This is a genomic window from Sporosarcina sp. FSL K6-1540, from assembly GCF_038620285.1.
Taxonomy (GTDB): domain Bacteria; phylum Bacillota; class Bacilli; order Bacillales_A; family Planococcaceae; genus Sporosarcina; species Sporosarcina psychrophila.
Window position 1 is genome coordinate 3,087,845 of record NZ_CP152018.1, and the last position, 21,110, is coordinate 3,108,954.

The 21,110-nt window shown below is 41.4% G+C and carries 17 protein-coding genes and 2 riboswitches; of the genes, 11 read left to right on the forward strand and 6 right to left on the reverse strand.

All coding sequences use genetic code 11. The annotated features are described in order from the left end of the window. The first annotated feature begins 92 nt into the window (after positions 1-92). The 8 genes from MKY15_RS14655 (at position 93) to MKY15_RS14690 (ending at position 12,453) form a co-directional block, all read left to right on the forward strand. Entirely contained in the window at positions 93-1,355 is a 1,263-nt protein-coding gene (locus tag MKY15_RS14655) for a hypothetical protein (protein ID WP_340741782.1), read from the forward strand. Positions 1,356-2,310: 955 nt separating this feature from the next. After that, positions 2,311-2,510, forward strand: a riboswitch (cobalamin riboswitch). Positions 2,511-2,749: 239 nt separating this feature from the next. After that, on the forward strand, positions 2,750-3,880 hold the full coding sequence (mmgD, locus tag MKY15_RS14660; RefSeq protein WP_338652989.1) for a citrate synthase: 1,131 nt from the start codon (positions 2,750-2,752) through the stop codon (positions 3,878-3,880). A gap of 82 nt (positions 3,881-3,962) precedes the next feature. Beyond that, positions 3,963-5,399, forward strand: coding sequence for a bifunctional 2-methylcitrate dehydratase/aconitate hydratase (locus MKY15_RS14665; protein WP_342537866.1), 1,437 nt, complete (start codon positions 3,963-3,965; stop codon positions 5,397-5,399). Between the two features lie 18 nt (positions 5,400-5,417). Further along, positions 5,418-6,326, forward strand: a complete 909-nt coding sequence (prpB, locus tag MKY15_RS14670; RefSeq protein ID WP_067207398.1) for a methylisocitrate lyase — start codon at positions 5,418-5,420, stop codon at positions 6,324-6,326. 102 nt (positions 6,327-6,428) lie between these two features. Continuing rightward, a complete protein-coding gene (locus MKY15_RS14675; RefSeq protein WP_342537867.1) occupies positions 6,429-8,201 on the forward strand; it encodes a sigma 54-interacting transcriptional regulator in 1,773 nt (590 codons plus the stop codon). A 195-nt stretch (positions 8,202-8,396) separates the two neighbouring features. Further along, positions 8,397-10,073 (forward strand): acyl-CoA dehydrogenase family protein, encoded by a 1,677-nt coding sequence (locus MKY15_RS14680; RefSeq protein WP_342539767.1) that lies wholly within the window; start codon positions 8,397-8,399, stop codon positions 10,071-10,073. 16 nt (positions 10,074-10,089) lie between these two features. Further along, a complete protein-coding gene (locus MKY15_RS14685; protein ID WP_342537868.1) occupies positions 10,090-10,992 on the forward strand; it encodes an NAD(P)-dependent oxidoreductase in 903 nt (300 codons plus the stop codon). Next, the gene (locus MKY15_RS14690) at positions 10,993-12,453 is read left to right on the forward strand and encodes a CoA-acylating methylmalonate-semialdehyde dehydrogenase (protein WP_342537869.1); all 1,461 of its coding nucleotides are present in this window, start codon (positions 10,993-10,995) and stop codon (positions 12,451-12,453) included. 55 nt (positions 12,454-12,508) lie between these two features. Here MKY15_RS14690 and MKY15_RS14695 read toward each other — a convergent pair whose 3' ends face one another. Together MKY15_RS14695 and MKY15_RS14700 are read right to left on the reverse strand one after the other, a co-directional pair. Beyond that, positions 12,509-13,543, reverse strand: a complete 1,035-nt coding sequence (locus tag MKY15_RS14695; protein WP_067207409.1) for an enoyl-CoA hydratase/isomerase family protein — start codon at positions 13,541-13,543, stop codon at positions 12,509-12,511. Positions 13,544-13,558: 15 nt separating this feature from the next. Further along, positions 13,559-14,344 (reverse strand): enoyl-CoA hydratase-related protein, encoded by a 786-nt coding sequence (locus tag MKY15_RS14700; RefSeq protein WP_342537870.1) that lies wholly within the window; start codon positions 14,342-14,344, stop codon positions 13,559-13,561. 522 nt (positions 14,345-14,866) lie between these two features. On the opposite strand from MKY15_RS14700, the gene MKY15_RS14705 reads away from it, so the two are divergent. From MKY15_RS14705 to MKY15_RS14715, 3 genes are read left to right on the forward strand one after another with little or no spacing between them, the layout of a single operon-like run. After that, complete coding sequence (locus tag MKY15_RS14705) at positions 14,867-15,607, forward strand: metal ABC transporter ATP-binding protein (RefSeq protein WP_067207414.1); 741 nt, start codon at positions 14,867-14,869, stop codon at positions 15,605-15,607. After that, positions 15,607-16,464 (forward strand): metal ABC transporter permease, encoded by an 858-nt coding sequence (locus MKY15_RS14710; protein WP_067213888.1) that lies wholly within the window; start codon positions 15,607-15,609, stop codon positions 16,462-16,464. The genes MKY15_RS14705 and MKY15_RS14710 overlap by 1 nt, the downstream gene beginning before the upstream one ends. 33 nt (positions 16,465-16,497) lie before the next feature. Then, a complete protein-coding gene (locus MKY15_RS14715; RefSeq protein ID WP_340765358.1) occupies positions 16,498-17,430 on the forward strand; it encodes a metal ABC transporter substrate-binding protein in 933 nt (310 codons plus the stop codon). A 208-nt stretch (positions 17,431-17,638) separates the two neighbouring features. Here the strand turns inward: MKY15_RS14715 and MKY15_RS14720 are convergent, their stop codons facing one another. From MKY15_RS14720 to tenA, 4 genes are read right to left on the reverse strand one after another with little or no spacing between them, the layout of a single operon-like run. After that, the gene (locus tag MKY15_RS14720) at positions 17,639-18,616 is read right to left on the reverse strand and encodes an ABC transporter substrate-binding protein (protein ID WP_342537871.1); all 978 of its coding nucleotides are present in this window, start codon (positions 18,614-18,616) and stop codon (positions 17,639-17,641) included. Next, positions 18,613-19,353 carry an ABC transporter permease gene (locus MKY15_RS14725; protein WP_187047264.1) on the reverse strand — a complete coding sequence of 247 codons (741 nt, stop codon included), beginning with the start codon at positions 19,351-19,353 and terminating at the stop codon, positions 18,613-18,615. Before MKY15_RS14725 ends, MKY15_RS14720 begins: the two co-directional genes overlap by 4 nt. Beyond that, positions 19,350-20,099, reverse strand: coding sequence for an ABC transporter ATP-binding protein (locus tag MKY15_RS14730; RefSeq protein WP_338652972.1), 750 nt, complete (start codon positions 20,097-20,099; stop codon positions 19,350-19,352). Before MKY15_RS14730 ends, MKY15_RS14725 begins: the two co-directional genes overlap by 4 nt. Beyond that, complete coding sequence (gene tenA / locus MKY15_RS14735) at positions 20,086-20,778, reverse strand: thiaminase II (RefSeq protein ID WP_342537872.1); 693 nt, start codon at positions 20,776-20,778, stop codon at positions 20,086-20,088. Before tenA ends, MKY15_RS14730 begins: the two co-directional genes overlap by 14 nt. A 107-nt stretch (positions 20,779-20,885) precedes the next feature. Further along, positions 20,886-20,989, reverse strand: a riboswitch (TPP riboswitch). Positions 20,990-21,110: the final 121 nt, after the last annotated feature.

Below are 21,110 nucleotides of genomic sequence, written 5' to 3' on the forward strand. Positions count from 1 at the left end.
CATGCGCAATCAGCTTTTATTTTTGACCATTTATGTTGAACAACACGAATGAAGTTCTTTATTTCAATAATACATAGGAAAAGGGTGGGAACATGGACAAGAGACTACAAAAGATTGTCGATGAAGCGCAAGAAAAGTTTGGTTTGGATGCTTACCGAATGGCAAGACATACGATTTATAAAGTACGAGATACTATGGGGGATGCTTACTATACGTTTACTATGGAGTGGTTTCCTAAAGAGTTAAACGAGCCAATCGAAGAAGGTTATAATCCCGAGGGAACAGCGATTGTTGAATATGCAATTCAAAAGCAACACTTTAGTAATGTGTCATTCGTACAAGGTGAATCATTTTCTACAAAAACGCACTTTCCGGGTAAAGCCGCTGCTGAAGTCGCTGCATGGCTTGAAAAGGAAACTGGATTGGTGTACGAACAGGATTTCAAACTAACGCAAGCGAATGCAAATGGGTTTCAATTTACATCAGACATCGATGGTATCTATTTTTCTCCGAGCTGTATAATTGAAGTTGAATTTGATGATGTTGGCAAGCTGACTTCTTATCATTCGTACGGAACGATGCCTTCGCAAAATCTCGTTGAGCAGTCAAAATTCACGTTAACACTTGAAGAAATTGAACCAATCGTCAAAAAACAGCTTCAACTTATAAAGTTTCCATCTGAAACTGAAAAACGTTTTGTTCCCGTCTATGCAATGGAAGAAGTGTACGTAACGGTTGACGGGGCCCGAATCATCCCATTTATGGAACATGAGCGTTCAGAAGTTAAAATTGATGAAGTAATCGAATGGAATAAACCGTTAGAACAAAATATTGATCGTGAAGAAATCACAATTGTTTCCGAAGCAAACGTAGAAGAAGCATTCGGTAACGTCGACGCAGGTAAAAAACTGACGTTGTCGGCTGATCAAATTGAACGTAGTAAAAAAGTTGTTCGGGATGTCCTACGGGCTGAATATCCTGATGAATCAGGGAAGTGGAAGCTGTCCCAACTTCGTTGTCAAGAGAACTTTATCGAAGCGCATTGTGAAATAAATGAAGAAAACCCAATGATTTTTAATCGAAAAGTAGTTGTTTTCATGAATCCGGAAACGATGAAGGTGCTAAATTATCTTGATAACGGCTCGATGTTTGAGATTTTTGAAGCCTTTCTCCCTGCCGCAAACGCGGTCGTAACACCTGAAGAAGCATTTGAGAAAATGATACCATATATTACGCTTGATCCGACTTATGTATATGACGAGTTCGCAGGTAAGTATATTCTTTGCGGCTTGTTGGATGCGGCGGAATGTGTTGATGCGGTGACAGGGGAAATTGTCGATTTAGGAGATATATAGGTTCAGTTAATTAATTCTATATGTTGAACAAATGAATATGGCGTATGCGCTTTACAAGGGCTTTTGGGAGGTCACTGAAAAAGCATTAGTACTTGGAATGGTTTAGGATTCCCACTAATACCGCTTCGACTACCACGAAGACGCGCCTTCGCTAGATGGTCTATGTGAGAAAGAGCTTTTCATTATCTGTGATGCAATTTGCAAGTTGGAGCACGTCTTTCTTGAATATAAGTAGTATCAACTAGTAATCACCTTATAATCTCAGCATATACATCTCGAAATTACATTTCTCTCGATAATGAACACCCTAGTGCACGCGCGGCAAAGGGGTCGCCAAAGCGCCAAGCGCTCTACAATCCACACCCCGAATTAAGAGAAAACTGAAAAAGTTCTTTTTTATAGTAAGAACTAGTTGATTGTAGTGAAGAGCGGCGACTCCAGCGGGAACAGCGCGAGCTGAAGACCCCGCAGGAAGTGCCGTTACGCAGAACGGCTTTTGCGAGCAAAAGCGTTAGCGTTGGGAGCACGGGGCAAGAATGCCTTAATTTCTGCCAAGAACGCAGAAATACGGCCAATCGAACCCTTTGCTGTTCGATTGGCTGAAGCCGTGCCCGCGGAAAGCGTCCGCTCGGAACGGAAATCAACCGGATTGAAGGAAATCGTACTTTTTCAGTGGCCTCCGAATTAAAACGCTCTCCTTATTGAGCGCCACGGAAGATTCAATGGGATTCTTTAATTCAACATATATAGTATGTAAATGGGGATTGAATATACGTTTCCTATTTATGTAATAGTAATGATAAGTGATGAAAAATGAAAAGAGTATCCAATTATTGTTTACGCATTCTTGAAGTCGGTATACTTAATGCCTCTCTGAAACAATAGAAATTAGATATGAATAAAGAATTGGAATATTTAAAAGTTTGTGTTATAGTCAAGGGGATATTTCGATAATTGAATATGTGTAAAAATAGGTGCGGATTAATACTGACGTATTGGTCTGCTTAAAAGGGAAGTTCGGTGAGAATCCGACGCTGTCCCGCAACTGTAAATGGGAGCGATTTCGTTTAAACCACTGCTTTTTATAAAAAAGTGGGAAGGTACGAATAGCAATGATCATTAGCCAGGAGACCTGCCTCTTTTTATAACACATGTTGACCTACGAGGATAGGGGGTGTTAAGGACGCGCGGATGAGCTATGCCTATTTTTAACAGGCAGCTTTCTTTTAGTTGGGATTCTAGCGCTCTTTAACAACTTCTCTTATGAAGTTGTTTTTTTTATGGTCAGAAATAAGGGGAAGCGCTGCGAACAGATACAAATAGGATAATTTTTGGTGAAGTGAAAGCGTTTACAAATCTCAGAGTCATAACCATTCAGATTGGGGGAAAATAGTTTGACGAATACACTTACATTTTTACCAGGACTTGAAGGCGTGATCGCCACTGAAACATCCATTTCGCTGCTCGATACGGAATTGGGTCAGATTATTATCAAAGGATACGATTTAATCGAGCTTTCAAAAACAAAAGGGTATCTTGATATTGTCCACTTGCTAATGGAAAATACCTTGCCGTCTGATACTGAAAAAGCAGATGTGGCAGATAAATTGAAAAAAGAGCATGGTGTGCCAGAAGGTGTCACAAAGATTTTGCAAGCATTGCCTAAAGAGACACATCCAATGGACGCATTGCGAACTGGGATATCTGCTTTAGCGGGCTATGATAAGGAAATTGATCAGCACACTCTAGCTATCAATAAAAAAAGAGCTTACGAGTTACTTGGCAAAATTCCAGAAATAATTGCGAACAGCTTTCACATTTTACAGGAAGAGGAACAAATTCACCCGTTGAAAGAATTGTCATACAGTGCTAATTTCCTTTATATGATTACGGGGAGGAAACCGACAGAGTTGGAAGAATCTATTTTTGACCAGTCGCTACTACTTTATAGCGAGCACGAAATGCCAAATTCCACCTTCACCGCAAGGGTAATTGCCTCGACGTTTTCGGATTTATATGGTGCATTGACTGGAGCGGTTGCTTCTTTAAAGGGCTATTTACATGGAGGAGCGAATGAAGCAGTCATGAATATGCTTTTAGAGGCTGGTTCTGTTGACGCATTTGAATTGTTATTAGAAAAGCGTTTACGTGATAAAGAGAAAATTATGGGGTTTGGTCATCGAGTCTATATGAAAAAGATGGATCCAAGGGCCTTGGTAATGAAGGATGCTTTAAAGGAGTTATGTGCGCTAAAGGGTGACGATCTCCTTTACCGAATGTGTGAGGCGGGAGAAACCATAATGGAGAGAGAGAAAGGACTTTATCCAAATCTAGATTATTACGCGGCACCGGTATATTGGATGCTGGGCATTCCAATCCCATTATACACACCAATCTTTTTTGGTTCGAGAACAGTAGGATTGTGTGCGCATGTTATTGAACAACATGAAAATAATCGTTTATACCGTCCAAGGGTTCATTATATAGGCGAACGACACAGCAATCATTCAACTGGGGAGTTGTAACTGGCCGTTCACCACAACAGCGATACACTAGGCATCACTTAGTACTATTCTAAACAAATTGAAAGCGGAAAGGAAGAGTTAGATGTTGAAATTGAAAGAACAAATGACAATGGACACACTGATAGAGGAAATTACGGACTATGTTTTAAATAAAGAAATTACAAGCGAGGAAGCATATAAGACAGCACATAATGTGTTAATAGATACAATCGGGTGTGGAATATTGGCATTAAGCTATCCGGAGTGTACGAAATTACTAGGACCTGTAGTACCGGGTACTATTGTTCCAAATGGCAGTCGTGTACCTGGTACATCGTATGTACTGGACCCGGTCCAAGGCGCATTTAATATTGGCTGCATGATACGATGGCTCGATTATAATGACACATGGTTAGCTGCTGAGTGGGGTCATCCGTCCGATAATTTAGGTGGCATTTTAGCTACAGCGGATTATCTAAGCCGTTTACGTCTCTCGGAAGGAAAAAAACCACTTGTTGTACGTGATGTATTGGAAATGATGATTAAAGCACATGAAATCCAAGGCGTACTGGCATTAGATAATAGTTTGAACCGTGTTGGACTTGACCATGTTCATTTCGTCAAAATTGCTACAACTGCGGTCGTCACCAAAATGCTTGGCGGGGGACGTACAGAAATAAATAATGCGTTGACAAATGCCTGGATTGATGGCGCAAGCCTTAGAACGTATCGTCATGCACCTAATACCGGTTCACGAAAATCGTGGGCAGCAGGAGATGCAACGAGTAGGGGTGTACGACTGGCGATGATGGCAATGACAGGCGAAATGGGTTACCCGACAGCGCTATCCGCTCCGGAGTGGGGATTCCAAGATGTTTTATACAATCAAAAGGAATTAACACTGGCACGTCCTTTAGATTCTTATGTGATGGAGAATATACTGTTTAAAGTATCGTATCCAGCCGAGTTCCATGCGCAAACAGCGGCGGAATGTGCCATTATCCTGCATCAGGAGATAAAGGAGCGACTTGATGATATTGAAAAAATTACAATCACGACACATGAATCTGCTATTCGGATTATCGATAAAGTAGGTCCGCTTAACAACCCCGCTGACCGCGACCATTGCATCCAATACATTACGGCACTTGGTTTACTATATGGCGATGTTGTTGCAGATCATTATGAAGATGACGTGGCAAATGACTCACGAATCGATCAATTAAGAAATAAAATGATTGTCGTAGAGGACGAGCAGTATAGTAAAGATTATCTCGATCCGAGCAAGCGCTCGATCGCCAATGCTGTTCAAGTTACATTTAAAGACGGTTCCACAACAGAGAAAGTTGTAAGTGAGTATCCGCTTGGTCATCGCTTTAGAAGAGAGGAAGCTATTCCTCAAATACGCGAGAAATTTTCGGCTACATTGATGACTCATTACCCTGAAAAGAAGCGAACAGAAATAGAAGTGGCGTGTGTTAGCCAAAGTAAGTTAGAACAGATGAACGTCAAAGAATTTGTCGACTTATTTTTGCTTTAAGAGAGGAGGGAAATGACAATGGCATGGATTGTTGATCAACAATCATCACAAGAGACATTAGCTAAGAAATTCCATTCAATCATGCATGCATCAGGAATCGTTCAAATCCCTGGTGCGCATGATGCGATGGCAGGGCTTATTGCACGAGATGCCGGATTTTCTGCACTCTATTTATCGGGGGCCGCCTATACGGCTAGTCGTGGTTTACCAGACTTAGGGATTGTGACGTCAACTGAAGTTGCGGAGCGAGCAAGGGATATAGTGCGTGCTACCGATTTACCGCTGCTTGTTGATATCGATACAGGTTTTGGTGGTGTATTGAATGTAGCAAGGACAGCCCGTGAAATGGTAGAAGCTAATGTTGCAGCAGTACAATTAGAGGACCAACAGTTACCTAAGAAATGTGGCCATTTGAATGGCAAGAACTTGGTTTCTACTGAAGAAATGGTGCAGAAAATAGTAGTATTGAAACAGGTTGCACCGACACTTCTTATTGTTGCGAGAACAGATGCGCGCGCAGTGGAAGGTTTAGAGCAAGCGATTGATAGAGCGAAGGCATATGTGGAAGCGGGTGCGGATGCTATTTTCCCGGAAGCTCTTCAATCAGAAGAGGAATTCAGACTGTTTGCCAAAGAGATTTCGGTTCCTTTGCTTGCCAACATGACTGAGTTTGGAAAAACACCCTATTATAGCGCCGATGAATTTGCTGAAATGGGTTTCCAAATGGTAATTTACCCAGTCACATCATTAAGAGTTGCTGCCAAAGCCTATGAACGTGTTTTTGAGAAAATCATCAATGAGGGCTCACAAGAACAAGCACTTTCTGATATGCAAACGAGAAGTGAATTATACGTTACTATTTCTTATGATGAATTTGAAGCATTGGACGAGTCAATAGCGAAGACCGTATTAACAAAAGAGCAGTAATACTGAATAGCGGCGATGATTCGTTCTTTAAGGCATGGAGGTAAGGCCTGCTGGAGAATGGATCATCGCCTTTTCACATTATCAAAAGGTGGATGATGAGAAATGGTAAAAGAAGATTATTATAGGGTTAAAGAATGGATGAGCGAATATCCGCAAGTGTTGACAAAGGACCTTGAAATCGGAGAAACATTACGTTTGCTCTCCGAAGGACATTGTTCGGAACTGCCAGTTGTGGATCATGAACGACTAATCGGAGTCGTCACAATAGGGGATTGTCTTGCTACTATTAAGAGTGGGATAGGTTGGAATGAACCGATTAACTCTATTATTAGTGCAGTCTTCCAATCGGTGAATGAAGATTTCCCAGTGAAGCAATTGGATGGATGTCCAACCTATGTCGTATGTGAGAAGACAGGCATGCTCCAAGGAGTAATCACACAACTAGAACTGCTGAAGATTAATCAAGCCCTTTTTCAACGACTTGAAAAATCAAAGGAGACAATCGAGTGGTATACACTATGTTTTGATACGGCTTATGAAGGATTGACGATTGTAGATGAAGCTGGTGTGATTCAATTATTCAATGAAAACTATAGCCGCTATGTTGGCGTGACTAAGGAGGAGGCTATTGGCCTTCCAGTAGAAAATGTTATTGAGAATACAAGGATACCAATTGTCCTTAGAACGGGTATCCCTGAGCGTAATCAAATCCATTGGCTGCAGGGGCAAAAAATGGTTGTTCACCGAATGCCGATTTGGAAAAATGGTCGTATTGTTGGGGCCGTCGGTATGCTTATTTATGAAGGCGTTTCTGAAGTCCAGCAAATTATCACTCAAATAGATTTGTTAGAGCAACGAAAAGGGAGTGAAACGTCGATTGAGGTGGGCAAAGTTGCTGCACAGAAACGGTTCACTTTTGAAGATATTCTCGGAGAGAGTCCCGCGATATCTAATACAAAGAAGCTTGCAAGAAAGGCAGCACAGTCTAAGGCTCCCGTTTTGATCACTGGGGAAAGTGGTGTTGGAAAAGAGCAATTTGCAAGGGCGATACATGATACGGGTAAGATGAGCAGTGGACGTTTTATCAGTGTTAATTGTGCGGCGATTCCCGAGAACTTAATCGAATCAGAGCTATTTGGCTATATGGAAGGTGCGTTTACAGGTGCGAAAAAAGGAGGGAAACCCGGAAAATTTGAGCTTGCTCACATGGGGACAATTTTCTTGGATGAAATTGGTGACATGCCCCTTGCGACACAGGTGAAAATTCTTAGGGTGATTCAGGAAAAAGAGGTGGAACGGATTGGTGGAACTGAACCGATTCAGGTCCAGTTCCGGATTATTACAGCTACAAATAAAAACCTTGAAAAAATGGTGAGGGAAGGCGAGTTTAGAGAAGATTTATATTATCGGCTTCACGTGATCCCCTTGAATATTCCTCCACTTAGGGAGCGGAAAAGCGATATCCCACTGATTATTTCCGCACAGCTACCCACTCTTTGTCAAATGTACGATAGTGAGGGGAAAACGATTGATAAGGAAGTCATGCAACTATTCTTTCGATATCATTGGCCAGGGAATGTACGCGAGTTAATTAATGTATTGGAAAGATTATTTGCTTTGACAAGCGAATCCCATATTAAAATGAATGATTTGCCAAACGAATTTTTTCGAATAGAAAAGAAACAAGAATATATGACTATTTCCTCGTCGTTAAGCGAAAGAAATGAAGTAAGACAACTTGTGCATGAGGAAGAAGAGAAGAATATCATTGGAAAAGTATTAAGAGAAGTAAGCGGGAACAAGTCGGAAGCGGCTAAACGTCTCGGCATTACAAGAGCAACTCTTTATAATAAACTATCTCGTTATCAGTTATAAATGCAAACTGCTAACTAGAAGCGTCAACTTGTCTAGTCACTTAGACAGTTGGTGTTTTCCATAGCTTAGAAACATCTGTGTTCCGTCCGAGATTTTATTGGCATGCAACTTGCAATATATAACATTGAATGGAGGGAATGAGAAATGGAGCAGATACAACACTTAATCTCAGACACTAATTTAACAAATAGTAGTATGACTTATTCCTATTTTACACCCGAAGATTTTACAGACGACTATGAAATGATTGCTAAAACAACCAAACAATTTCTGAAACTGGACGTGAAGCCTCAACTTGAAAAAGGTTTGTCGATAGAAAATCAAGATGTTCGCGTACTTTTTGAAAAAGCTGGGGATATTGGTCTTCTTGGTATCGAGGTCCCGGAAGCCTATGGTGGTTTTGAGTTAGGAAAAATGATTGCAGGTCTCGTTGCGGAGATAATGGGTGCGGCCGGCTCATTTAGCGTTTCGTTTAATATTCATGTTGGTGTTGGTACACTGCCATATGTCTATTTTGGTACAGAAGCCCAAAAGGAAAAGTACTTACCGAAATTGACAAGTGGGGAATGGATTGGTGCTTACGCCTTGACAGAGTCGAATGCAGGGTCGGATGCTTTGAATTCGAAAACAACTGCCGTCTTGAACAAAGAAGGGACGGATTGGATATTGAATGGCGAAAAGCAATGGATAACGAATGCCCATCTCGCTGATTGTTACGTAGTGTTTGGAAAAATAGCCGAAGGTATGACTGCATTTATCGTAGAGCGAACATTTGAAGGTGTGTCAGTTGGACCCGAGGAAAAAAAGATGGGGATTAACGGTTCTTCTACTGCTACTCTTATTTTGGAAGACGTCAAAATACCTGTTGGAAACGTCCTGGGGGAAATTGGGAAAGGGCATCATATTGCTTTGAATATTTTAAATATGGCTCGTTTGAAACTTGCATTTGCCAATATCGGAACGGCAAAGCATGCATTACATCTATCAGTAGCTTATGCGAAAGAGCGAAAGCAATTCAGCAAAGCATTGATTGGCTTCACGATGATCCAAGAAAAGGTAGCCAATATGGCAGTACGAATCTTCGGTGCAGAAAGTGCGGCATACCGAACAGCGGGGGAAATGGATGAAGCGCTTCAATCTGTTGATTCGGTAGAGGAGTTAGTAAGAATTGTCGCTGACTTCATGATTGATTGTGCAATAAATAAAGTGAATAGTTCAGAAGCCCTTGATTATATTGTTGACGAGGCAGTGCAAATTCACGGGGGATATGGTTATATGCAGGAATATGAAGTAGAAAATTTATATCGCGATGCACGAATCAATCGGATTTTCGAAGGGACAAATGAAATTAATCGTCTTGCAATTGCTAAAGGTGTACTGAAAAAAATCGAAAAGGGGCAACTATGGTCTGCAAAAAACGAAGTGGACAATCGGACGCATGCTTTGACGCGGCATTACGGCTACTTAGTAAAGGCGAAACAACTTATCGGAATTGTCGTGAAAGCGCTTGCTGGACCTTTAGGGAAATCAATTGAAGAGGAACAAGAGTATTTAGGATTACTAGCCAGTATGAATGAAAGGCTATTCATCATGGAATCTGCTTTGCTAAGGACTGAGAAGGCACTAATTAAAAATGGGGAATCCGAGGAAAAAAGGAAGATGCTCATGTCCGATGTCATTTGTGAAGAGGGGCATCGAAGTATTCAAACAGCAGCTATTTCGTTTGTATCAAGTGCTCTACCCGATGAGGAAAGTCGTGGGCTTATGCTGATGGAAATTCAAGCAATCTCAGCTCCGCTTTACAGTAATATGTTTATCAAGAAGAGAGAAATTGTTCAAGGAATAATAGAAAGCGCTCGATATAACGTCTAAAATATGGGGGGACTCGATGATGAAAATTGGCATGATCGGCTTAGGGAATATGGGAATGCCCATGGCGAAAAACTTACTGGAATCTGGATTCACTGTTTATGGAAATGACCGAAGTGAATTTGCTGAAACTGTATTTCAGCAAGCGGGCGGAATAATTGGTCTTTCTGCAATACAAATGGCAGGACGTTGCGCTATTATTTTGACGAGTTTACCATCAACAGCCGCGGTGGAATCAGTTTATTTAGGAGAAGCAGGGTTGATTCACCAAAGCGATGAAAATATTCTTTTGATTGATACGAGCACTGTTTCGCCGGAAGTGAATCGCCGCATAAGCGAGGAAGCACAAGCGAAAGGAGTTGCTTATTTAGCCGCACCAGTCAGTGGGGGTGTGATAGGTGCGGAAAATCGGACATTGACATTTATGGTTGGTGGCCGAGCGGTGGACTATGAGCGTTCATTACCAATTATTTCAGTACTAGGCGAAAATTTGTTTCATGTGAATGAGCGAATTGACAGTGGTACAATTGCAAAATTGATAAATAATCTGCTCATCGGTTTCTATACCGCAGGGGTGAGTGAAGCGTTGGCATTAGCAAATGAAAATAACATGGACATGAACAAGCTTTTTGATATGTTAAATGTTAGCTATGGACAGAGTCGAATATATGAACGGAACTTCAAATCATTTATCGAAAATGAGGAGTATGAACCGGGATTTGCGCTGAAGTTATTACGAAAAGATATGGGATTCGCATTGCAATTGGCAGAGAGTAATCAGTTGCATCTCCCAATCAGCCAAGCCCTTTTTGCAGTTTATGAAGAAGCGGAACATGCGGGATTAGCGGAAGAGGATATGTCAGCTTTGTATAAAAGAATTGGACATCAAAAAATAGCATTTACAATAGGGGGATTGAAATAAATGACTACAACAACTATAAAGCAAATGAAAAATTGGATTAACGGTGAATGGGTGGACTCATCTGGTACTGAAACGGAAACAGTTTCTAATCCAGCAACAGGTGAAACAATTGCTTATGTACAACTATCTACAAAGAAAGACGTCGATGCTGCAGTGGAAGTGGCAAAACAAGCTTTTCTATCGTGGGCCGATATACCAGTTCCGAACCGTGCGCGTCTTCTATTTACTTACTTGCAAAAGTTGGAGGAACATAAAGAGGAGTTAGCACAGATTATTACGATGGAAAGCGGAAAAACATTGACAGATGCAAGAGGGGAAGTGCAAAGAGGGATTGAGGTAGTGGAACTTGCTACGTCAGCGCCTAGCATGATGATGGGAGAGGCTCTACCAAATATGGCTACCGGTATTGACGGATCTGTCTGGCGCTACCCGATTGGAGTTGTCGCAGGGATCACTCCATTTAATTTCCCGATGATGGTGCCCCTCTGGATGTTTCCACTGGCGATTGCTTGCGGGAATACATTTGTGCTTAAAGCATCTGAAAGAACGCCCGTTTTAGCGGGACATCTTGTTGAATTATTTCACGAATCCGGTTTCCCTAAAGGTGTCCTAAGTTTGGTGCATGGGGGAAAAGAAGTGGTGAACGGTTTACTGGAACACCCAGATGTCAAAGCAATTTCTTTCGTTGGATCAGAACCGGTTGCAAAACATGTGTATGAAACGGGTACGAAATACGGTAAACGTGTTCAGGCGCTTGCTGGTGCAAAGAACCATGCGGTTGTCATGGCGGACTGTCATCTCGAAAAAACAGTTCAAGGAGTTATTGGTGCAGCGTTTGGCAGTAGCGGTGAGCGTTGTATGGCTTGTTCAGTCGTTGCAGTTGTTGATGAAGTTGCAGATGATTTTATGGAGCTACTTGTTGCAAAAACGCGTGAATTATCAGTAGGAGATGGGCGTTATGAAGAGAATTTTGTCGGTCCTCTTATTCGCAAATCGCATAAAGAACGCGTGCTTAGTTATATAGAGAGTGGTATAGCTGAAGGGGCTTCGCTGATTGTCGATGGCCGAGAAATAGATAGTCAACTGGCAGAAGGAAATTATCTCGGAGCGACTATTTTTGATAACGTGAACAATGAAATGAAAATCTGGCAGGAAGAACTCTTTGCTCCAGTGTTAAGCATTGTGCGTGTGAAGGATTTAGAAGAGGGAATTGCGCTGACAAATCAATCGAAGTTTGCCAATGGAGCGGTCATTTATACGGGAAGTGGTAAAAGCGCTCAAACGTTTCGTGAAAAAATTGATGCGGGTATGATTGGAGTAAATGTGAATGTACCTGCACCAATGGCATTCTTCTCTTTTGCCGGTAACAAATCTTCATTCTACGGAGATCTCGGCACAAATGGGAAAGACGGGGTACAGTTTTATACGCGTAAAAAAGTTGTAACGGAGCGTTGGTTCTAAGAAAAGAATTGAAAAAAGCCGAATTCCTTTTTTGGGGGGATTCGGCTTTCTCTAATTAGTCGGCTATGAAAAAGCCATTGACCATTTCATTCGAAACAGATGAAATGTGTGGGTACTTGTAGCAGGGTGCTAAATCTTTATCAATCAAGACAGAGCGAACTCCTTCGAAAAAGTCTTCGTGTTTCATGAAGTTCATTGCAAGAATAAGGTCTGTGGCAAGGCATTCTTCCAATGTTTTTTGTTCGCCGTCAATTAACTGCTTTAGTGTCACTTTTAATGATACAGGTGATTTCGTACGCATTGTTTCTATGGCTTCTTTCGCGAATGAAGTATCATTTTCCCCTAAGGCATCGAAGAGGGATTCTATCGTCGTCTGAGAGAAATGGTCGTCTATGTCTTTTTGCAAAGATACTAGTTTGCCTTCATCCGGTGCGGTTGATGTGTATTTTGCGAGCAATGTGTCAATAGTTGTTTGCTCCCATTTCCTTCCCTCCAATTCATCGATGAAAAGCAGGAGTTTTTCATGAGACATAAAATGATCTGCTCCATTTATATACAGTACATCTGCAGCTTTTAATTGTGTAGCCGTCAATGCTAAATATCTTCCGATGAATCCCGGAGCCTTATTTAAAAAATAGGCGGCACCTACATCGGGGAAAAAACCAATTGTCATTTCTGGCATTGCCCAAACGGTACGCTCGGTAACGATTTTAATAGAAGCACCATAAGTTAAGCCTACGCCGCCTCCCATGACAATTCCATCCAAACAAGCAATGATTGGTTTAGGGAATTGGGCAATGGATAAATCTGTTTGATATTCTTCTGTGAAAAAGTCGTTTGCTTTTTGGAGACCATTTTCACTATTTTTCGCTTCATATAATGTTTTTATATCTCCGCCGGCACATAAGCCTTTTGTTCCTGCACCTTTGATTATGACAGCTTTGACACGTTCATTTGTCTTCCAATCTGTTAATTTTTCCCTGATTGCTTGTACCATCGCGAAGGACAGTGAGTTTAAAGCTTTCGGCCGATTGAGTAAAATTGTAGCAACTCCATTGTCGCTTATTGAAAAAAGGACTTCTTCTGTCATTTTTCACAACCCCTTTTACGTATGTTTAAATAGCGGCTTTCTTTTTTCAATAAATGCGTGTACACCTTCCTTGGCATCGTCTGTTAAAAACAGTTCAGCAAAATTGTTACGTTCCCGTTCTAGCCCATTTACTAAGGATTCATTTGCTCCCTGTATGATACATTCTACAGCTCGCGTGACGCTGGTCATACTCTTACCGTCTACAAATGCTTTGGCAATCGTTTTAGCTGTTGGCAAAAGATCTTCTGGGGAAACGACTAATTGGATAAGTCCAGCTTCCTTTGCCTCGTCACTGTTAAATTGTTTACTTGTTAAAATTAGTTCCAATGCAGTGGCTGTACTGGTTATCCTGCTCAATCTTTGCGTTCCGCCGAACGTAGGGATAAGCCCAAGTTGAAGCTCGGGTAATCCCAGTTTGGCTGCAGATACGGCAATCCGGTAATGGCAGCTCATAGCCAATTCCAATCCTCCACCAAGACAAGCACCATTAATGGCTGCGATAACGGGTTTTTTCATCGATTCTATTTCGTTGCAAATTGCTTGTCCCGCTGTGGCCATTGCCAATCCTTTCTGGTCGTCACCCAGTGCGTCAATGAATTCTTTAATATCAGCACCGGCAACAAAGAAGCGACCTGCACCAGTTAAAATAATCGCTTTCAACTTATCATCATTGGCAAGACTTTTAAAAACCTCTCTTAGTTCGGCAATGCATGCTGTTGACAATGTATTGGCTGGTGCATGGTCTATTTCCACGATTGCAATGTCATCTTCAATCAGTAGATTTGTAAAATTTCTCGACATGATTTTTCCACTCCTTTATTAACTATATATGTTGACATAAAGAATCCACTCAATAACGCTTGGCACCCCTATGAGGCGCATTCGCTGGTGATTATATAGAATCATTAGTTCAATATATATATTAGTTATGCAATTATCATGCCAGTCTAAAGAGTGTGTAGTAGGAATGTTTAATTAATATGGAACTGTAAAACTGTCTAGACAGTTTTACAGTTCTTCGTCAGATGAAAGTTTTCGTAGTCGGGAGATTTTCATCGGTTGAAGCCTGTGAACTGAAATCTAATCAGGGAATCTACGGATGCTGTTGGTATGGCTTTCTAGGGGTTATTTTTCAAGAAAATATTTTTTTCTTTACTTTTGGTTTTAGATGTTCTACTATGAAGTTAGTAAAGTTTCCTGAGGGAAACAATAATGTAATTCATTTTTTTGTCTATAAAGTTTCCCTAGGGCAAAAAAAATTTGGGTTTAAAGTTTCCCTTGGGAAACTCCGGCATATAAATAGATATATGGAGGTGTGTAAATATGAAAGATGCAATTGTAGTTTCGAATTTGCATGTGTCGTATTTCGGAAAAGAAGTGCTACATGATATAGAGTTCACGATATCAAGTGGGAAATCAGTTGGAATCATTGGACCGAATGGAGCAGGGAAGTCCACTTTGCTTAAAGTGTTACTAAATTTGATTTCAAAAGATAAAGGGGATATTACAATCCTTGGTTCCACGCTGAAAGAGGTCCGTAAACGAATTGCTTACGTTCCGCAGCGTAGTACAATCGATTGGGATTTCCCGATTACAGTCAAAGATACAGTTCTTATTGGTACGTATCCGACAGTTGGATTATTAAAAAGGCCAGGGCGAAAGGAAAGGGCATTGGCTCTGAAGTGCCTTGAAAAGGTTGATATGATCGAGTTTCAGGATCGGCAAATTGGAGAATTATCTGGCGGTCAGCAGCAGCGTGTTTTCCTGGCTAGAGCACTTGCTCAGCAGGCAGATTTGTTTTTACTCGATGAACCATTTGTTGGAATTGACGCAACGAGTGAAGAGATGATTGTGAAGATTTTAAAAGAGTTGCGCGATGAAGGAAAAACAATCATCGTCGTCCATCATGATTTGAACAAGGCGGAAAAATATTTTGATGAACTGTTGTTGTTAAACAAGGAGTTAATTGCGAAGGGCAGTGTGAAAGAAGTGTTTACGCCTCAAATGATTTCAAAAGCATACGGCGGACAATTATCGTTTTTAGATGGGGTGATGGCGAAATGATGCATTTCATAGAGGCAGTTATGCAATATGGTTTTCTGCAAAAAGCGCTTATTACATCGGTGATGGTTGGTATCATTAGTGGCGTCATTGGTTGTTTTATTATTTTAAGAGGAATGGCCCTGATGGGGGATGCGATATCTCATGCCGTATTACCAGGTGTCGCAATTTCTTTCATGCTAGGTATCAATTTCTTTATCGGAGCGGTGATAACGGGTATTTTAACAGCTATCGGTATAGGATTCATCAACCAGAACAGTCGAGTGAAAAATGATTCTGCGATTGGCATCATGTTTACTGCTGCATTTGCCGCTGGGATTATCCTTATCACATTTATGAAGAGTAGTACAGATTTGTATCACATCCTGTTTGGGAATGTGTTGGCGGTCAGACCTTCTGATATGTGGATGACACTAATAGTTGGTATTTTCGTGTTGTTAAGTGTGTTTATATTTTATAAAGAGTTGCTTGTCAGTTCGTTTGACCCGATTATGGCTCAAGCATATGGGCTTCCGACTAAGATGATCCATTACTTTTTAATGGTTCTATTAACACTTGTTACGGTCGCATCGTTACAGACAGTGGGCATCATATTAGTCGTTGCGATGCTTATTACACCCGCTTCGACAGCTTATTTATTAACTGATCGGCTGTCTGTCATGATAGTCATTTCAGCTGCATGTGGAACGATTTCGGCGATAATTGGTTTGTATTTGAGCTTCACGTACAATCTTGCATCTGGCGCAACAATCGTACTCGTCGCAACCGCTTTATTTTTCTTAGCATTTATATTCTCACCGAAACAAGGTTTATTGTGGAGAGCTATTCGAACAAATAAACAAAAATCAGCCGTTTTATAAAAGGTAATTCAAAATAGAAGGGGAAGATTGTGAATGAAAAAAAGTATGCTATTGTTTGCACTGGTTGTTGTTGGAGTCTTGTTGTCGGCATGTAACCAAGGGGCGACTGCTCCAAAAGAGAAGGGTGAAAAACTGCAAGTCGTTGCGACGTATTCGATTGTCTACGATATTGTGAAAAATGTCGGGGGAGATTTGGTCGATGTTCACAGCCTTGCACCTATTGGATCAGATCCTCACCAATATGATCCACTTCCGGCAGATGTAGCTTTGACGACAGATGCAGATGTTGTTTTTTATAACGGGCTAAATTTAGAAGAAGGAAATGCATGGTTTACTAAATTGATGGAAACCGCTGGAAAAGCGGGGGAGGATGCGCCGGTATTTCGTGTAAGTGAAGGGGTTGAACCGATGCTCCTCAGTTCGAAGGACCATTTAGGGGAAGAAGATCCCCATGCTTGGCTCGATGTGCGCAATGGCATCAAGTATGTAGAAAACGTGCGTAAATCCTTGAAGAAAATTGATCCGGAAAATGCAGATCGATATGATGAAAACGCGGACGCATATATCACTGAACTCAAAGCACTTCATGAAGAAATCGTGGAGAAAATGAACAAAATCCCAGAAGAACGACGGGTACTCGTGACGAGTGAAGGTGCGTTCAAATACTTCTCCGAAGCGTATGATTTTAATGCAGCCTACATTTGGGAAATCAATTCACACCATGAAGGAACACCTGAACAGCTGACAACTATCATTGCAACCATCAACGAGGAAAAGGTTCAAGCGTTATTTTTAGAAACAAGTATCGATCCACGTAGCATGGAGATGGTATCAAGGGAGACGAATGTGCCGATTAAAGGGAAAATCTTTACGGACTCTCTAGGGAAACCTGGTGATGACGGCGATACGTATGTGAAAATGCTTAGATGGAACGCAGACATGATTTATAGTGGTTTGAATCAATAACAAAATGATGAAGCAGCCAGGACTTTTTACTTCAAAAGTCCTGGCTGCTTTTTGGTGGAAATAGTTGTGTCGGTGATAACCTAATCCATGGCGGTGATAAGTCCGTTTGAGTCGGTGATAACACAATCCGTGGCGGTGATAACCTCGTTTGAGTCGGTGGTAACACCCTCCATAACGGTGATAAACTCAGTATAAGCTTGTTTTTTTGTTAGTCCATATTAATGAAAATCCCATCAAGATTTGCTTCGTTTTTCAATAATCCGGTTTCTGTCATCCAATCGGCAGTTGCTTGCCATGCCTGTTCCTCCTGCTCACCAAACGTACCAGGTGCTGTCATTTTCGGAAGAAGAATCGAAAGTGACTCTCTTTCAACAACCTCGACGAGTGGAAAATTCGCTTCATCCTGGTATTTTAGCAAGATAGATAGCGCTTCTTCAGGATCTTTCTCCATATCATCGAAGGCTCTTCCGGCAGCGCGCCAAAATGCTTCGATGTTCTTTTGGTCTTTCTTCCACGTATCGTCACTTGTCACAACAATAAGTTCATAAAACGAAGGTATTTCGAAGTCTGTCGGGTCAATATAGCCTGTTGGAAATCCTTCATATTCAAGTAGCGGTACTTCATGATTAATATATGCCCCGATAACAGCGTCTGCTTTTTTTGAAATCAATGCAGAATTTAATTCAAACCCCACATCGACCATGTTTACTTTACCGTAGTCTGCACCATCTGCTTTCATCATTGTTTCTAGTATTGCTTCGTTCAAAGGGATTCCTGAATAGCCTACAGTTTTTCCTTCTAGATCTTTTGGTGACTCGATACCACTTTCTTTTAAAAATGCTACGTGATTCAATGGCGAACGAACGAGAACGCCGACGGATTTAATGCCGATATTCTGTTCAGACTTTGCAATTATAACGTCAGGCTGATAGGTGATGCCCATAGTCACTTTTCCTGCTGCTGCAAGGTTAATAGGATCAGTCGGACTTGCGGGGAACTTGATATCCAGTTCAATGCCTTCATCTTTGAAATAACCTTTTTCCTCCGCAACATAAAGGAAGCTATGTACAGCATTAGGATACCAATCAAGCATGATACTTACCTTTTCTGTTTTTTCATTAGCATTGCACGCGCTGAGCAATAGGATTAGCGCAAGACTTGTAAGTGATAATGTGATTTTCTTCAATTTTTAATCCTCCATTTTAACGTTCGATTTTCAATAATGGTCACGCAGATGAATAGACCGATTCCGACGGCACTCAGTACAAAGATGGGTGCGAAAACAGCTGCACCATCGAACTGCGTCATCATACGCCTACTGAAGTAACCAAGGCCTGCCTGCGCGCCTAACCATTCTCCGATTGCAGCGCCAATTACACTTAGTGTCACAGCGACTTTCATTCCAGAAAAGAAATGAGGGAGGGCAGTTGGTACGGAATATTTATAGAAAATATCCTTTTTTGAAGCACCCATCGTCAAAAAAAGTTCTTGTATATCTTTTTTTCCTGACGATAAACCATCGAATGTATTCACTGTTATCGGAAAAAATGTGATGAGCACAGTAACAGCAACTTTGCTCCAAATTGTGTAACCAAACCACAGTACAAAAATAGGTGCAAGCGCAATAATAGGAACCATTTGAGATGCAATGAGAATTGGATAGAGCGCTTTTCGTATGCCTGGACGGGAAGACATTAGCACTGCAATTGCTGTTCCTGAAATAATCGAAATGGCTAGGCCGATAATAATCGTCATCAAAGTAACCGGTAGATGTTTCAACAATAATACTTCCCTCAGTTCCCAAAAACGTATAAAAATTTGTATAGGGGAAGGGAGAATGAACGCCTTACCGTAAAGGCGTGCACCCAACTCCCAGATACTTAGAAATCCTGCAATGATTACTAAGGAAGCCGTATTTTTCACAGCGAAACCTCACTTCTGAGCTTGCCGATAAGCAGTTCTTTTAGCTCGAGCATTTCAGCGCGATGTAAATCGTTTCTTATTCGAGGTCTTTCAAGAGGCACTTCGATTTCCACGAATGAAGTGACAGGTTTGTTTTGCAACAGAAAAATACGGTCTGACAGAAACAGTGCTTCCTCTACGTCATGTGTGATGAAAAGGACAGTTGATTTGCGCTTTTCCCACAGATTGATGAGCCACTCTTGCATAGCCAGTCGGGTGATGGCGTCGAGTGCTGAAAACGGTTCATCCAACAATAGTAGGGAATTGCCAGAAAGAACAGCGCGTAAGAAAGCGACGCGCTGCTTCATTCCACCCGAAAGTTCTCCTGGATAGTTATCCTCTGTTCCACCAAGACCGAACTCTTGTAATAATGGTTGTACTTGTTCCTTGGCGGCCTTCTTATCTAATCCGGCTACTTCAAGCGGAAGACATGCATTTTCTAAAATGGTTCGCCAAGGCAGTAACAAATCTTGTTGTGGCATATAGCCGACCTTTCCAAGGCGCTGAGTATTTGGATTCCCTTCAAGAGAAATGGTACCCCCTGAGGGTTCATCTAATCCGGTTACAAGACGAAAAATCGTACTTTTACCGGAACCGCTAACACCAATTATCGAAATAAACTCACTGGGAAGAATGTTGAATGACAGATTATCGAGTATGCTGTTGCCTGATTCGTACGTGAATGAAACACCGTCAAACGATAGCATTTATCATTTCAACTCCAGCCCACATTTGTTTTGTATTTGCCATATCCCAAAACATATATTCATAACGAGTTGTATTGAGGAAGATCTCCTCGAGCTTTAACAGTTCATGCTCCGGTTTTCCTTCTGCTGATTTGTTCATTAAATCAATACACCAGCCCGCAAGTTCCTTGAATTCATCCGAAGAATACATCTGAATCCAATCGCCATATAACGAGTGATCGGCAGCACCTGGAATAGCATTTAGCTCCTTACCGATTTCCCAGTAACTCCATGCGCAAGGAAGCAGAGCAGCCATCACTTCCGCAACGGTTCCATTTTGACAGACGTGTAACATGTAGTGTGTATAGGCAAGAACAATTGGTGACGGCTTAGCGTTTTCAAGTTCCTGTTCAGAAATGCCGAACCGCAGTGCGTAGCTTCGATGCAGGGCCATTTCCTTGTTCAGCGTCCCATCGAGTAGTGTCGCGAATTTGCCCATCGTTTCCAAGTCGTCGGCTTTTACAGCCCCAATCGCAAACAGTTTTGCATAATCAATCAAATACAAGTAATCCTGTACCATATAAAACCTGAATTTATCCGGATCAAGCGTCCCATCGCCAATTCCTTGTACGAACGGATGGCTATGATTCTGTCTCCAGATTGGTAACGTCTTTTCTAACAAACGGTCAGTGAACTTCATGATATCAACACTCCCTTTGTATTCTTGAAAACCAAAAAACCCACTCCTTGAAGAAGAAGTGGGTTGTAGACAATCAAAAGTATCCCGGAAAATAGACCGGCAGAATTATTGTGTCAGCACCTCTTCCTTACGCTGGTATTAACCAGTTCAAGTTATAAGGGTCAAGGCACATGCCTCTCTCAGCTCTGTTAGAGCACCCCTAGCGGTGGATCATATGAAATTGGACTCATCCCCATTATAAGCATATTAAAAATAGAAGGTCAACCTTAACTTTGTGAAAAGTTAGAAAGGAATGTATGTTTCCTTTTACGAGAATTATCCTGTAAAGTAGA